Below are 15067 nucleotides of genomic sequence, written 5' to 3' on the forward strand. Positions count from 1 at the left end.
TTCAAGCGGGCGCCAGGCACCCGTGCAGCGGGGATCAACGGGCTTTGCGGATTCTCTCGGCAATCATCTGGCCAATGGGGATGGCCGAGGTCGCGGCCGGCGAGGGGGCGTTGCAGACGTGGACCATGCGCGGGGTTTCGGCGAACAGGAAGTCGTGCACCAGGGTGCCGTCGCGCATCACCGCCTGGGCGCGAATCCCGGCCTCATAAGGCAGCAGGTCGTCGACTTCCAGGGACGGGCAGTATTTGCGGCACTGCTCCAGGTAGCCGCGCTTGAACAGCGAGTTCTTCATCTCCGTGGTGCCGGAACCGAGATTGTTCCAGATGGTTTTCCAGAAGCCGGGGAAGGTCGCGTACTCGGCCACGTCGCGCCAGTTGATGGAGAACTTGCGATAGTTCTCGCGGCCCAGGCCGAGCACGGCGTTGGGGCCGACGGTGACGCTGCCGTCGATCATCCGGGTCAGGTGCACGCCGAGAAACGGCAGCTCCGGATCGGGGATCGGGTAGATCAGATGATTGACGATGTTGTTCTTCGCCGCCGGCAGGCGGAAGTACTCGCCACGGAACGGGACTATCTGGTGGTCGATTTTGACCCCGGCCAGGGCCGCCAGGCGATCCGATTGCAGGCCGGCGCAGGCCACCAGCTGGCGGGCGCTCCAGACCTTGTCGTCGCTGCTGATGGTGACTTTGTCGGCGGTTTCGACGACGGCGCGCACCCTGGTCTGCAGCTGCACTTCGCCGCCGGCCTTCTGGATGACCCGGGCCATGGCTTCGCACACCTGCTTGTAGTCGACGATGCCGGTGGCATCGAGGAACAGGCCGCCGAGGCCGACGATGTTCGGTTCGCGCCGCTGCAGCTCTTTCGCATCCAGCTGTTCGACCTTCAGGCCGTTCTGCTGCGAGCGCTCGTACAAGGCGTGCATGCGCTCGACTTCCAGCGGCGTGGAGGCCACCAGCAGCTTGCCGCAGACCTCGAACTTGATCTGGTGCTGGGTGCAGAAATCCTTGGTCGCCTGGGCGCCGCGCTTGCACAGGTCGGCCTTGAGGCTGCCCGGGGCATAGTAGATGCCGGCGTGGATCACCCCGCTGTTGTGGCCTGTCTGGTGCCGGGCCAGGACGTTTTCCTTTTCCAGGATCAGCAGCGAGGCGCCGGGCTGGCGTTCGAGCAGCGCCATGGCGGTGGCGAGGCCAACGATGCCGCCGCCGATGATGCAGTAGTCGTAGATCATGCAGATGTCACCTTGGTTATTCTTGTTTGAGTCTGATCATCAGGTTGTCAGACAAAGATAGGCAAACAAAAGACGCCGCACGGCAGCGTCCGCCAGACAGTGGGTTTCAGGGATTCAATCGATACTTGGCAGGTCGATTTTCAAGCGTTTGGCCGCGGCCCGCAGGTGCGCTTCGGCGCAGGCGGCGGCCTGCTGCCGGTCACCGGCGGCGATGGCTTCGTACAATGCCTGGTGTTCGCGGCCGGCATCGGCGGAACCGCCGACCGAATGGGCCGCCGAGTTTTCCCAGGCGGTGCGCCGCGCTTCGGCCAACTGGCCACGGAGAAAATCATGGAAGGCGACGAAGTAGTGGTTCTTGCTGGCGTCGGCGATGGCCCGGTGGAACTCCACGTCGGCCAGGGCGGCCGCGGCCAGATCGCTGCGCTGGTCGTGCATCTCTTGCAGGGCCGTGCGCATACGCTTCAGGTCGGCGTCGTCGCGACGCTGGGCGGCGATGGACGCGGCCTGGGTCTCGATCCACAGGCGCATTTCGAACATCTGCACCAGGTCGGGCTTGCGGCCCTTCTGGCTGGGGAAACGGAACACGCTGCCGCTGGGGTTCTGCGAAATGAACGAGCCCAGCCCGCGGCGGCTGACCAGGATGCCGTCGGCCTTGAGCTGCGCCACGGCCTCGCGCACCACCGAGCGGCTGACGTTCAGTTGCTCGGTCAATTGCTGTTCGGTCGGCAGGCGCGATTCGGCGGTCAGGCGACCGGCGTCGATTTCCTTGCGGATGGCGTTGACCACTCGTTCGACCAGGGTGTCGGGGCGCTGGAGCTGAAGCATGGAGGAGGCGGCTCTTAAGTCAGGTTGTCAGACAATGCCGGGGCGCCGGTTTCTTGTCAAGAAACCAGTCGCTTGCTCACAGCGGGTTGAATCAGGGCTGGTAGATCAAAGCTCGTAGATCAAAGCTCGCTGATATAGGTGCCGGTGCCCTTGAGGATGTTCTGCAGGGTTTGCTCGACTTCCGCCAGGTCCGCCGCCGCGGTGTTGTGCTTGATCTCCAGGTGATCGCTGCCATTGAGCGCATCGGCGTCGGCCGCGGCGATTTCGATCAGCAGGCGGGTCGGGCCCAGGGTGACTTTTACCCCGTCCAGGGTCGAGGGTTCGCCGTCCAGGGTGATCTCCAGTTCGTCCTCGTCCGGGTAGCGGGTCATCAGGAACATCTCGCCCTGGTTGCTGTGGCAGCAGAGCATGGCCATGTTGTCTTCTTCGTCGTCGCACGGGTTGGCGATCAGGTGGGCGGTGGTCATTTGCATGGGGCGAGTCCTGGGTCTGGCTCCGACGGGGGAGCGGGGCGAACAAAGTGCAATTCTGCCAGCCCGGGGGAATTTCTGCTGCTTTGTGTGTCAGAGAACAGGTCACGCTGGCGTCGCTGCAACTGCCCGCTTCTGGTACGACAGTCCCGTAAAACCGCGCTGCGGCCGCTGTTTTGTCCAGTGGCTGCTAGTGTTGTTCAAGGCCTGGCCCGCCAGTTGCCTGCCAATGACCGAATATGTCGCAGCACCGCAAGCAGCGGGCTTGCCGCACTCGTTAAGCTGCGCAACGGATGAGCACCTGTAAAGGCATTGCCCGGCGCACCTGGGCAGTCGTTTTTGCAGATGCCCCTCCGGGAACGGTGAATGTGACCTGAGCGTCTCGTACAGCTTCACCACCCTGTCATCCTGCAACCTCTGCCCGAGATCCAGGAGCAGGATGACCGACACCCCCAAAGGGGATTGCATGCGACGCTTTCATCAATAACAAGCCCAAGCGGAGTACCACAGATGGCGTTCTTCACCGCAGCCAGCAAGGCCGACTTCCAGCACCAACTGCAAGCGGCACTGGCGCAGCACATCAGTGAACAGGCACTGCCACAAGTGGCGCTGTTCGCTGAACAATTCTTCGGCATCATTTCTCTGGACGAACTCACCCAGCGTCGGCTGTCCGACCTGGCGGGCTGCACCCTTTCTGCCTGGCGCCTGCTTGAGCGCTTCGACCACGCGCAATCGCAAGTGCGTGTCTACAACCCCGATTACGAACGTCATGGCTGGCAGTCGACCCACACCGCGGTCGAAGTGCTGCACCATGACCTGCCGTTCCTGGTGGACTCGGTCCGCACCGAGCTGAACCGTCGCGGCTACAGCATCCACACCCTGCAGACCACCGTGCTGAGCGTGCGTCGCGGGAGCAAGAACGAGCTGCTGGAAATCCTGCCCAAAGGCACCCAGGGCGAAGGCATCCTGCAAGAATCGCTGATGTACCTGGAGATCGACCGCTGCGCCAACACCGCCGAGCTCAATGTGCTGAGCAAGGAACTGGAGCAGGTGCTCGGCGAAGTCCGCGTCGCTGTCGCCGATTTCGAGCCGATGAAAGCCAAGGTCCAGGAACTGATCGATGGCATCGGCAACAGCCAGTTCGAGATCGACGCCGATGAGAAGGGCGAGATCAAGAGCTTCCTGGAATGGCTGGTGGGCAACCACTTCACCTTCCTCGGCTACGAAGAGTTCGTGGTGCGCGAAGACCAGCACGGCGGCCATATCGAGTACGACCAGGACTCCTTCCTCGGCCTGACCAAGCTGCTGCGCGCCGGCCTCACCGTCGACGACCTGCGCATCGAAGACTACGCCGTGAACTACCTGCGCGAACCGACGCCGCTGTCGTTCGCCAAGGCCGCGCACCCAAGCCGCGTGCACCGTCCGGCCTACCCGGACTACGTGTCGATCCGCCAGATTGATGCCGACGGCAATGTGATCAAGGAATGCCGCTTCATGGGCCTGTACACCTCGTCGGTGTACGGCGAAAGCGTGCGGGTGATTCCTTATATCCGCCGCAAGGTGGAAATCATCGAACAGCGTTCCGGCTTCCAGGCCAAGGCGCACCTGGGCAAGGAACTGGCCCAGGTCCTCGAAGTGCTGCCCCGCGACGACCTGTTCCAGACCCCGGTCGACGAGCTGTTCAACACCGTGATGTCGATCGTGCAGATCCAGGAACGCAACAAGATCCGCGTGTTCCTGCGCAAGGACCCGTACGGTCGTTTCTGCTACTGCCTGGCCTATGTGCCGCGCGACATCTATTCCACCGAAGTGCGGCAGAAGATCCAGCAGGTGCTGATGGATCGCCTGAAGGCCACCGACTGCGAGTTCTGGACCTTCTTCTCCGAGTCCGTGCTGGCGCGCGTGCAACTGATCCTGCGGGTCGACCCGAAGAACCGCATCGACATCGACCCGCTGCTGCTGGAAAAAGAAGTGGTGCAGGCCTGCCGCAGCTGGCAGGACGATTACGCTGCCCTGACCGTCGAAAGCTTCGGCGAAGCCCACGGCACCAACGTCCTGGCCGACTTCCCGAAGGGTTTCCCGGCCGGCTACCGCGAGCGCTTCGCCGCGCATTCGGCGGTGGTCGACATGCAGCACCTGTTGAGCCTGTCCGAGGCCAACCCGCTGGTGATGAGCTTCTACCAGCCGCTGACCCAGTCCACCAGCCAGCCGCTGCTGCACTGCAAGCTGTACCACGCCGACACCCCTCTGGCGCTGTCCGACGTGCTGCCGATCCTGGAAAACCTCGGCCTGCGCGTGCTCGGCGAGTTCCCGTATCGCCTGCGTCACGCCAGCGGCCGTGAGTTCTGGATCCACGACTTCGCCTTCACCGCGGCCGAAGGCCTGAACCTGGATATCCAGCAGCTCAACGACACGCTGCAGGACGCCTTCGTCCACATCGTCCGTGGCGATGCCGAGAACGATGCGTTCAACCGTCTGGTGCTGACCGCCGGCCTGCCATGGCGCGACGTCGCGCTGCTGCGTGCCTACGCCCGTTACCTGAAGCAGATCCGCCTGGGCTTCGACCTGGGTTACATCGCCAGCACCCTGAACAACCACACCGATATCGCCCGCGAGCTGACCCGGTTGTTCAAGACCCGCTTCTACCTGGCGCGCAAGCTCACCGGTGATGACCTGGAAGACAAGCAGCAACGCCTGGAGCACGCGATCCTCACCGCCCTGGACGATGTCCAGGTGCTCAACGAAGACCGCATCCTGCGTCGCTACCTGGACCTGATCAAGGCCACCCTGCGGACCAACTTCTACCAGACCGACGCCAACGGCCATAACAAGTCGTACTTCAGCTTCAAGTTCAACCCGCACCTGATTCCCGAGCTGCCCAAGCCGGTGCCGAAGTTCGAGATCTTCGTCTACTCGCCGCGCGTCGAAGGCGTGCACCTGCGTTTCGGCAACGTCGCTCGCGGCGGCCTGCGCTGGTCCGACCGTGAAGAAGACTTCCGTACCGAAGTCCTGGGCCTGGTAAAAGCCCAGCAAGTGAAGAACTCGGTGATCGTGCCGGTGGGCGCCAAGGGCGGCTTCCTGCCGCGTCGCCTGCCGCTGGGCGGCAGCCGGGACGAGATCGCGGCCGAGGGCATCGCCTGCTACCGCATCTTCATCTCCGGCCTGCTGGACATCACCGACAACCTCAAGGACGGCGCCCTGGTGCCACCGGCCAACGTGGTGCGTCACGACGACGATGACCCGTACCTGGTGGTGGCGGCGGACAAGGGCACCGCGACCTTCTCCGACATCGCCAACGGCATCGCCATCGACTACGGCTTCTGGCTGGGTGATGCGTTCGCTTCCGGCGGTTCCGCCGGCTACGACCACAAGAAGATGGGTATCACCGCCAAGGGCGCGTGGGTCGGCGTGCAGCGCCACTTCCGCGAGCGCGGCATCAATGTCCAGCAAGACAGCATCACCGTGGTGGGCGTCGGCGACATGGCCGGCGACGTGTTCGGCAACGGCTTGCTGATGTCCGACAAGCTGCAACTGGTCGCGGCCTTCAACCACCTGCACATCTTCATCGACCCGAACCCGGATCCGGCCACCAGCTTCGCTGAACGCCAGCGCCTGTTCGACCTGCCGCGCTCGGCCTGGAGCGACTACGACACCAGCATCATGTCCGAAGGCGGCGGCATCTTCTCGCGCAGCGCGAAGAGCATCGCCATCTCGCCGCAGATGAAAGAACGCTTCGACATCCAGGCCGACAAGCTGACCCCGACCGAGCTGCTCAACGCCTTGCTCAAGGCGCCGGTGGACCTGTTGTGGAACGGCGGTATCGGTACTTATGTGAAAGCCAGCAGCGAAAGCCACGCCGATGTCGGCGACAAGGCCAACGATGCACTGCGGGTCAACGGCAACGAGCTGCGCTGCAAGGTGGTGGGCGAGGGCGGCAACCTCGGCATGACCCAGCTGGGTCGTGTGGAGTTCGGCCTCAATGGCGGCGGTTCCAACACCGACTTCATCGACAACGCCGGTGGCGTGGACTGCTCCGACCACGAAGTGAACATCAAGATCCTGCTCAACGAAGTGGTGCATGCCGGCGACATGACCGACAAGCAACGCAACCAGTTGCTGGCGAGCATGACCGACGAAGTCGGTGGCCTGGTGTTGGGCAACAACTACAAGCAGACCCAGGCCCTGTCCCTGGCGGCCCGTCGCGCCTTTGCGCGGATCGCCGAGTACAAGCGCCTGATGAGCGACCTGGAAGGCCGTGGCAAGCTGGATCGCGCCATCGAGTTCCTGCCGTCGGAAGAGCAGCTCAACGAGCGCGTCGCCGCCGGCCACGGGTTGACCCGTCCGGAACTGTCGGTGCTGATCTCCTACAGCAAGATCGACCTCAAGGAACAGCTGCTCAACTCCCTGGTACCGGACGACGACTACCTGACCCGCGACATGGAAACCGCGTTCCCGCCGACCCTGGTCAGCAAGTTCGCCGAAGCCATGCGCCGTCACCGCCTCAAGCGCGAGATCGTCAGCACCCAGATCGCCAACGACCTGGTCAACCACATGGGCATCACCTTCGTGCAGCGCCTGAAGGAGTCCACTGGCATGAGCCCGGCCAACGTGGCGGGCGCCTATGTGATCGTGCGTGACATCTTCCATCTCCCGCACTGGTTCCGCCAGATCGAAGCCCTGGACCACCAGGTCTCGGCCCAGGTGCAGCTGGAGCTGATGGACGAGCTGATGCGCCTTGGCCGTCGCGCCACCCGCTGGTTCCTGCGCAGCCGTCGCAACGAGCAGGATGCCGCGCGTGACGTCGCGCACTTCGGCCCGCACCTGGCGGCGTTGGGCCTCAAGCTCGACGAACTGCTGGAAGGCCCGACCCGCGAAGGCTGGCAGACCCGCTACACCGCCTACGTCGAAGCCGGCGTGCCCGAGCTGTTGGCGCGCATGGTGGCAGGTACCACCCACCTGTACACCCTGTTGCCGATCATCGAGGCCGCGGATGTCACCGGGCACGACGCCGCCGATGTGGCCAAGGCCTACTTCGCCGTGGGCAGCGCCCTGGACCTGCCGTGGTACCTGCAGCAGATCAGCGATCTGCCGGTGGCCAACAACTGGCAGGCCCAGGCACGCGAAGCCTTCCGCGACGACGTGGACTGGCAGCAGCGGGCGATCACCATCTCGGTCCTGCAAATGGCCGACGCGCCAGAAGACATGGAAGCCCGCGTGGCCCTGTGGCTGGAGCAGAACCAGAGCATGGTCGAGCGCTGGCGCGCGATGCTGGTGGAAATCCGTGCCGCCAGCGGCACCGACTACGCCATGTACGCGGTGGCCAACCGCGAATTGCTGGACCTGGCCATGAGCGGTCAATCGGGCCTTGTAGCGGCGGCCTGATCGAGCGCTAAATGAAAAAGCCCCGTATCGCGAGATACGGGGCTTTTTTATGGTCTCGCGAAATGTTGTAGCCGCTGCCGCAGGCTAGGATCGAGCGGAACGCTCGCAAGGGGCTCAAGGTCCTGCAGCAGCGGCTACAAAAAAACGCGGCTTCTGTAGGAGCGAAGCTTGCTCGCGATCCGCGCAGCGGCCAGACGCCTTTTTATCGGCTTGGCCTTGTGCTGTTTGTACTGACGTCATCGCGGGCAAGCCTCGCTCCTACAGAAAAAATGTACTCCGCGCAGCGGCCAGGCGCTTACTGCTTCAACGGCGTCAGCACCTCATCCTTGGTGTCCTTGAGCACGAACACCAGCAGCCTGGCTGGTTTGCTGGTGCTGGCGTTGGCCGACACCGGGTGCTGCGAGCCGGCCGGTTCGTACCAGGATTCGCCCGCCTTGTAGGTGATGGCCGGCTCGTCGTTGACCCGCGAGGTGATCTCGCCTTCGAGCACATAGGCCAGGGCCGCGCCCTTGTGCATGTGTGGCACCGTGGCCTGGCCCGGCGCGTAGTCGACGGTGAGCATCAGCGCGGTCTTGCCCGGCAGGTTGCTCAGGGCATGTTCCTGGAGGATCTTGAGTTTCTCCTGGCCGTACTCCGGGTCATGGGCGGCGGCGCCCAGGGAGGTGAGCAGGGTCAGGCCGGCGAGGGCGCAGGTCAGGGCAGCGAGGGTCTTCTTCATGGTCGGTTTCTCCGGTGCGAAAGGGGCCGACTCAAGGTAAGCCCGCTGGCGCGACCGGCCTATAACCAATCCCGGCAAAGAAGCGCAGACCAATGCCTCAGTGTTCGAAGTCGAGGGCGCAGGCCAGGCGGCTGGCCAGCAGGTCGATGAAGCCCTGGGCCGCCGGCAGATGGAAATGCGCCTGCATCTCGGCCACCGAGCGCCACTGGCCGCGCACGGTCCAATGCCGGGGATCCTCGACGCTGCGGCGAGCGGTGTACTCCAGGCAACCGGGGGCCTCGCGCAGGGCGGCGAGGAGTGTTGTCAAATGCTGGTCAAGTTCATCCGAACGGCCTTGGGCGGCTCGGATCTGCACGATATTGATGGCTGGACTGGACATCTCGAACCCCCCACGACCTGTAGCCGCTGCCGCAGGCTGCGATCGGCTTGGGCGGCACTGCGACGTAGCAGGTGCAGGGGCTCAAGATCGCAGTTGCAGTCACGGCGTTTGCTGGAGGCTCAGAATAAGGCCAGGAGATTGCAAGGAAAATAACCAATCCCCGGGAAAAGCCCGGGGCCAATCAGGCAATCTGTTGCAGGATGTCACGGACCTTGTCCAGGGCCGGGTCGATGTCCAGGGTCTCGATGGCGCCAAAGCCGATGAACAGCCCGTCCCTGGCCGGCTCCTGATCATAGAAGCCGTGCAGCGGGTAGAGCCCGACCTCGACCTTCTTCGCCAGCTCCAGCAGCAGCGGGATGTTCACCGGCACCTTGCACAGTGCCGCCATGTGGAAGCCGGCGGTGGACGGCACCGCTTGCAGCCAGGGCGAGAGGTCGCCGTTCAGGCGCCGCAGGATGCGCTCGCGGCGCCCGGCGTACACCGTGTGGCAGCGGCGGATGTGCTTGAGCAGGTAACCCTCGGCGATGAACTTGGCCAGCGCCCATTGCGGCAGGGTCGAGGTGTGGCAGTCGGTGAGGCGCTTGGCCTTGATCACCGCGCCGAGAATTGCCGGCGGCAGTACCGCGTAGCCCAGGCGCAGCTGCGGCAGCATGGTCTTGGAGAAGGTCCCGACATAGGCCACCACGCCACGTTTATCCAGGCTTTGCAGGGAGTCGGTGGGCCGCCCCTCGTAGCGGAACTCGCTGTCGTAATCGTCCTCGATGACAATCGCCCCCAGCTGCCGCGCCCGCTCCAGCAGGGCCTCGCGGCGGGCCTGGCTCATGGGCATGCCCAGCGGGAACTGGTGGGACGGGGTGACGTAGATCAGCCGCACGCCGTCGGGAATCCGCTCGACCTGGATGCCTTCATCATCCACCGGCACGCCGATCACCGTCGCGCCCTGGGCGCTGAACAGCAGGCGCGCCGGGGTGTAGCCGGGGTCTTCCATGGCCACCAGGCTGCCGGGTTCCAGCACCACCCGGGCGATCAGGTCCAGGGCCTGTTGCGCGCCGTTGCAGACCACGATGTCGGCGTCGCTGCAAACCACGCCGCGGGAGAACGACACATGCCCGGCAATCGCGCTGCGCAGCGCCGGCAGGCCTTCCGGCTGGCTGTAGAAACCGCCGCTCTGGGCGATCCGCCGCAAAGCGTCCTGGGTGCAGCGCCGCCATTCTTCCTGGGGGAACTGATTGCGGCTGGTGGCGCCGCCGATGAACTCGTAGCGCGAGGTGCCTTCCAGGGTCGGATGGCGCAGGGGCGAGGGCAGCTCGCGCCATTTTTCCAGGCTCTGCGCGCAGGCCAGGTCGGCGGCGCTCTGCTTGGCTTCGGCTTTCACCGGCCGGGCATTGACGAAGGTGCCGCGGCCGATCCTGCCGATCAGGAAGTTCTCGTAGGTCAGCAGGCTGTAGGTGTCCGACACCGTCTTGCGCGAGATTCCCAGTTGCTCGGCCAGCAGGCGGCTCGGCGGCAACTGGGCGCCCGCCGCCAGTCGCCCGGATTCGATGGCGTCGCGCAGTTGCCGATACAGCTGGTCGGCCAGGTCCTTGCGCCCGTTGATGACGACATGCAGTTCCATCGATGACATTCCAAAACGATCAGTGCCCGCCAGATTACCCGCCCGGCCGGGTTTGGTGTAGCAGCCTGGTATCGGGATTGGCCTGAGATCCTGGCGCGTACTGCGTACGCGATCGCAGCCTTCGGCAGCGGCTACAGGGTGCGACGCTGCCTTCGGACCGGGCGGTGTAGCCGCTGCCGCAGGCTGCGATAAGCCCGCAGGGCTTCGGCGGGATCAAGTCCGACACAGGTCCGGTGGACTGCCGATAAACCCGCGGATTGGCTATAGGGACAGCCCAGCACGGCCCTTAGGCTAGGAAGAACACAAACGCACGCTTACGGTGACCCCGATGGAACCCCGCCTGGACTACTACAGCGCCTCGCCGGAAGCCCTCAAGGGCCTGTTGATGCTCGAGGCAGAAACCTTCGGCCTGTCCATCGAGAAGCCGCTGCTGGAGCTGATCAAAATCCGCGTCTCGCAACTCAACCACTGCGCGTTCTGCACCGACATGCACGCGGTGCAGGCGCGCCAGAACGGCGAGAGCGAGCGGCGCCTGTACGCCCTGAGCGTATGGCGCGACTCGGGGTTGTTCAGCCCGCGGGAACGCTCGGCCCTGGCCTGGAGCGAGTCGGTGACCCTGTTGGCCGACCCTGCGGTGCCGGATGAATTGTTCCAGGCGGTGCGCGGCGAATTCAGCGAGCGCGAGCTGGTCGACCTGACCGTCGCGGTGGCCGCCATCAACTGCTGGAACCGCCTCGCCGTGGCGTTCCGCCAACAGCCCAGCGTTTAGCCCAGATATCTTTCAACCCAAGCAAGGTAATGCTCAATGAAACTGCTGCACGTCGATGCCAGCTCCAAAGGCGAACGTTCCAACTCCCGGGCCCTGGGCCGCTACTTTATTGAGCGGCTGCAAGGCCAGGGCGTCGACCTGGAGATCGACTACCTGGACCTGACGGTGGATACGCCGCCCCACGTCAGCGAGGCCTTCGCCATCGCCACCTACACCGCTCCCGAGGCCCGCACGCCGCAGATGCGCCAGACCCTGGCGGCCTCGGATGCCCTGTGCCAGCGGGTGATGGACGCCGATGCCTGCCTGTTCGCCATGCCGATGTACAACTGGTCGATGCCCTCGACCTTCAAGGCCTTTATCGACAGCATCACCCGCACCGAGCTGACCTACCTCAATACCCCGGACGGCATCGTCGGCCAGCTGACCCGGCAGAAGGTGCTGTTCCTCACCAGCCGTGGCGCCGACCTGCGCCCGGGCAATCCCATGGCCTGGATGGACGCGTTGACCCCGGCGCTGAAGGCCGCCTTTGCCTTTATCGGTGTGCAGAACCCAGTGTTCGTCGATGCCCAGCCGCTGCAATTCGCCAACCCCGAAGCCCGCGAGCAAGCCCTGGAACGGGCAAGGGCGGAGCTGCAAGTGGTGGCGCGGCAGTGGGCGGGGGTGTAACCGCAGCAACGACGGCTGCGCCGTCTATCGCGAGCAAGCTTCGCTCCTACAGAGGCTGATGGTGCCCCCGTAGGAGCGAGGCTTGCCCGCGATGGGGCCCGAACAGACAACACGCAACCTCAAGGCCGTTGCGGCTTCACCGAATTGCCGAAGGTATTGCCCATCCGCGTGCTGGTGGCCGCCGGGGTGGACAGGCCCATCTGGTTTGGCGGGCGCTTGTGGATCGGCACCTGCATGGCTTCCTGGTTCTTCTGCTCGGCCCTGGCGCCGTCGGGGTTGTTGCCCATCTGCTTGCTCAGGCAGCCGTAGTCCGGGGCCTTGTAGCCCCCCACGCTGACGTCGATGCAACCCTCTGTGGGCGCTTTGCCAGGCGCCGCGGCGGGCGCCTCGACCGGCGTGGCGGCGTGGCCGGCCAGGGGCAGGGTGCCGAGCATCAGGCTGGCGACAAGGGTGCAAAGCTGTTTCATCGGGGGCCTCCTGGCGGGCCCGGGAGGGGCCGTTGCGGTCCTTGAGTGTAGAGCAAGGCGGGTGGCGAAAAAGTGATGGTTTTTTTGCGGGCGCCGTAACACCAGATTCATAAACTGGCCTCAGGATGACGGTTTTCAGGGACAGGTCAGCCGTGCAGCGACGCCGAGCAAAGGTCGGGTATCGGTCTTTCTTTCACGCGGGGTTCGCGCGCAGGGGGCTTGCGCTGCTGTTGGCGCTGGCTGCCTGCGGCGGGTTGTGGGCGGCGCCATCTGCGCCGCCGATGGTGGATTCGCACCGGCTGCTGGACCTGAACATCGCCGCGCAAGACCTGGCCGAAGCGCTGGAACTGTTCAGCCGCTCGACCGGGATGGCGGTGCTGGTGGATCGCGAGCTGACCCGAGGGCGCCGTTCGGTACGGGTCCAGGGGCGCTACAGCGCCCGGGATGCCCTGAGTCGCCTGCTGACAGGAAGTGGTTTGATGGCCCGTTACGCCCGTTCCGATGCCTTTACCCTGCAAGTCGCCCAGCTCAGCGATGCGCCTGCCCCCAAGGGCGCGGGCGGCAACGCCGGGACCTGGGCCAGCGACAGTTTCGCCAGTGCCCTGCAACGCGCGGTGGAGGCCGGCCTGTGCCGTTCGGAACTGACCCGGCCGGGTCGCTATCGGGCGGTGCTGCAACTATGGATCGACCGTGGCGGGCATATCGAGCACAGCCGCCTGGTCACCACTACCGGCGATCTGCGGCGCGACGAGGCGCTGGTGCAGAGCCTGAGCGAAACCTGGGTCGAACGGCCCGCACCGAGTTCGCTGCGCCAGCCGGTGACCTTGCTCCTGATACCCGACAGCGCAGGAAAACGCATGGATTGCAGACAACGCCAAGGAGCCTCCGGGGCATGAAGAATACCGGGCACAGTGCGATGGTCAGGTTGTTCCTGACCTCCTACGACGACTTCAAGGTGCGTCTGCGCCGGCGCCTGGGCTCGGAAGACCTGGCCAACGATGTGCTGCACGAAACCTACCTGCGGGTCGACCGCATGGAAGAGCCGCCGAACCTGGCCCAGCCCAATGCCTACCTCTACCGCATGGCCCTGAACATCGCCGCCGACCGCCGCCAGGCCGATGCCCGGCTGCTCACCGGCAGCGAGGTCGAGGAGCTGCTGCAGATCAGCGACGAGGCCCTGGACCCGTCGCGGGTGGTGGGTGGGCAGAAGGAAATCCAGTCGCTGCTCAAGGCGCTCTACGAACTGCCGGCGCGCCGGCGCAAGATCTTTATCGCCGCGCGCCTGGAAGAGGCGCCGCACCTGGAAATCTCCCAGCGCTTCGGCATTTCGACACGGATGGTCGAGAAGGAAATCAAGGCGGCCCTGGGCCATTGCGCCTCGCGCCTTGAAAGAAAAGTGATTCAGCGGTTCGGTCCCGGCGCCGGAAAACCGTCCTAGTCACTAAAGGCCCCGATTAATCCGTGAGTACCCGCACGCTTGAACATCTTTAGCATCTCCACTTCTCGGGCGACACCGGACCACCGGCTGCGCAACGAGGCCCAGGACTGGCTGCTCCTGCTGACCTCGGGGCGGGCCACCGCGGCCGACGCCCGGGCCTTGCAGCAGTGGTGCGCGCAGAGCCCGCAGCATGCCGAGGCCTTCGAGCAGGCCAAGTTGCTGTGGCACAGCCTCAAGCCGGCCGCCGAACAATGCCAGCAGCAGGCCCAGCCGCGGCGCTTCGGGCGCCGGGCCTTTCTCGGCGGGGCGCTGGCGGCCTCGGTGGCGCTGGTGGCGGTGCGGGTCTCGGTGCCCGGCGGTTTTGCCGGGCTGAGCGCCGACTACCGCACCGAAGTCGGCGAGCAGCGCCGGGTCGAGTTGGAGGATGGGCTGAGCCTGGAACTCAATACCCAGACCCGCATCAGCCGGCGCGAGCTGGCGCAAGGCGGGCAGGGCATCGAACTGCTCGAAGGCGAGGTCGAGGTGTCGAGCCAGGGCGCGCTGCCGGTGCGGGTCCAGGCCGGCAACGGCTGGCTGAGCGCATCACAGGCGCGCTTCAACGTGCGCAATATCAACCACAGCGTCTGCGTGACCTGCATCGATGGCGCGCTGCAGGTCGAGGTCGCGGGCCGGTTGATCCGTCTGGACAGCGGCCGCCAGCTGACCTACGACAGCCGCCAGGTCGGCGAGCCGACGGCCGTGGACCCGACGGCGGTGATCGCCTGGCGCGAGCAGGTGCTGGTGTTCGACAACGCCACCCTCAACACCGTGATCGACGAGATCAACCGCTACCGCCCGGGCATGCTGGTGCTGCTCAACGCCGAGCTGGGCAAGCGCAAGGTGCAGGCGCGTTTCAACCTCAACCAGCTGGCTGGCGTGGCCCTGCTGATCCGCGACGCCTACGGCGCCAAATGCACTGAGTTGCCGGGTGGCGTGGTGTTGTTGAGCTGAAGCACAAAACCGGTAGGCGCGAAGCTGGCTCGCGATAGCGTCCGTTCCGGCCAACCGCGTTGCCTGGATCGCGGGCAAGCCTCGCTCCTACAGAATCGCCGTCGACCCGTAGCCGCTGCA

The 15067-nt window shown here is 65.0% G+C and carries 13 protein-coding genes; 6 read left to right on the forward strand and 7 right to left on the reverse strand.

The annotated features are described in order from the left end of the window. Positions 1-34 precede the first annotated feature (34 nt). The 3 genes from lhgO to DK261_RS26905 all read right to left on the reverse strand — a co-directional run bounded on the left by lhgO (position 35) and on the right by DK261_RS26905 (position 2526). Positions 35-1228 carry an L-2-hydroxyglutarate oxidase gene (gene lhgO / locus DK261_RS26895; protein WP_101282353.1) on the reverse strand — a complete coding sequence of 398 codons (1194 nt, stop codon included), beginning with the start codon at positions 1226-1228 and terminating at the stop codon, positions 35-37. 114 nt (positions 1229-1342) lie between these two features. Then, on the reverse strand, positions 1343-2053 hold the full coding sequence (locus DK261_RS26900) for a FadR/GntR family transcriptional regulator (protein ID WP_016704681.1): 711 nt from the start codon (positions 2051-2053) through the stop codon (positions 1343-1345). Between the two features lie 119 nt (positions 2054-2172). Continuing rightward, positions 2173-2526, reverse strand: coding sequence for a hypothetical protein (locus DK261_RS26905; protein ID WP_016704682.1), 354 nt, complete (start codon positions 2524-2526; stop codon positions 2173-2175). A gap of 507 nt (positions 2527-3033) precedes the next feature. Here DK261_RS26905 and DK261_RS26915 point away from each other — a divergent pair. Further along, positions 3034-7905, forward strand: coding sequence for an NAD-glutamate dehydrogenase (locus DK261_RS26915; RefSeq protein ID WP_028682258.1), 4872 nt, complete (start codon positions 3034-3036; stop codon positions 7903-7905). Positions 7906-8200: 295 nt separating this feature from the next. On the opposite strand, the gene DK261_RS26920 is transcribed toward DK261_RS26915, so the two are convergent. From DK261_RS26920 to DK261_RS26930, 3 genes are all read right to left on the reverse strand, one after another. Further along, complete coding sequence (locus DK261_RS26920; protein WP_016704684.1) at positions 8201-8623, reverse strand: cupin domain-containing protein; 423 nt, start codon at positions 8621-8623, stop codon at positions 8201-8203. Between the two features lie 97 nt (positions 8624-8720). Continuing rightward, positions 8721-9002, reverse strand: coding sequence for a putative quinol monooxygenase (locus DK261_RS26925; protein ID WP_009048752.1), 282 nt, complete (start codon positions 9000-9002; stop codon positions 8721-8723). Positions 9003-9183: 181 nt separating this feature from the next. Then, on the reverse strand, positions 9184-10617 hold the full coding sequence (locus DK261_RS26930; RefSeq protein ID WP_009048753.1) for a PLP-dependent aminotransferase family protein: 1434 nt from the start codon (positions 10615-10617) through the stop codon (positions 9184-9186). 328 nt (positions 10618-10945) lie between these two features. On the opposite strand from DK261_RS26930, the gene DK261_RS26935 reads away from it, so the two are divergent. Together DK261_RS26935 and DK261_RS26940 are read left to right on the forward strand one after the other, a co-directional pair. Continuing rightward, positions 10946-11386: a carboxymuconolactone decarboxylase family protein gene (locus tag DK261_RS26935; RefSeq protein ID WP_038632106.1), complete on the forward strand. Its 441-nt coding sequence runs from the start codon at positions 10946-10948 to the stop codon at positions 11384-11386. A 36-nt stretch (positions 11387-11422) separates the two neighbouring features. Continuing rightward, positions 11423-12052, forward strand: a complete 630-nt coding sequence (locus tag DK261_RS26940; protein WP_110176940.1) for an FMN-dependent NADH-azoreductase — start codon at positions 11423-11425, stop codon at positions 12050-12052. Between the two features lie 119 nt (positions 12053-12171). Here DK261_RS26940 and DK261_RS26945 read toward each other — a convergent pair whose 3' ends face one another. Next, a complete protein-coding gene (locus tag DK261_RS26945) occupies positions 12172-12519 on the reverse strand; it encodes a hypothetical protein (protein WP_110176942.1) in 348 nt (115 codons plus the stop codon). A gap of 281 nt (positions 12520-12800) precedes the next feature. Between DK261_RS26945 and DK261_RS26950 the strand changes: the two genes are divergently transcribed. The 3 genes from DK261_RS26950 to DK261_RS26960 are packed head-to-tail and all read left to right on the forward strand — an operon-like array spanning position 12801 to position 14947. Continuing rightward, a complete protein-coding gene (locus DK261_RS26950; RefSeq protein WP_080684176.1) occupies positions 12801-13415 on the forward strand; it encodes an STN domain-containing protein in 615 nt (204 codons plus the stop codon). After that, a complete protein-coding gene (locus tag DK261_RS26955; protein ID WP_009048758.1) occupies positions 13412-13957 on the forward strand; it encodes an RNA polymerase sigma factor in 546 nt (181 codons plus the stop codon). Before DK261_RS26950 ends, DK261_RS26955 begins: the two co-directional genes overlap by 4 nt. A gap of 39 nt (positions 13958-13996) precedes the next feature. Next, on the forward strand, positions 13997-14947 hold the full coding sequence (locus DK261_RS26960) for a FecR domain-containing protein (protein ID WP_016704691.1): 951 nt from the start codon (positions 13997-13999) through the stop codon (positions 14945-14947). Positions 14948-15067 lie beyond the last annotated feature (120 nt).

It is taken from the genome of Pseudomonas sp. RW409, assembly GCF_003184125.1.
Taxonomy (GTDB): Bacteria; Pseudomonadota; Gammaproteobacteria; order Pseudomonadales; family Pseudomonadaceae; genus Aquipseudomonas; species Aquipseudomonas chlororaphis_I.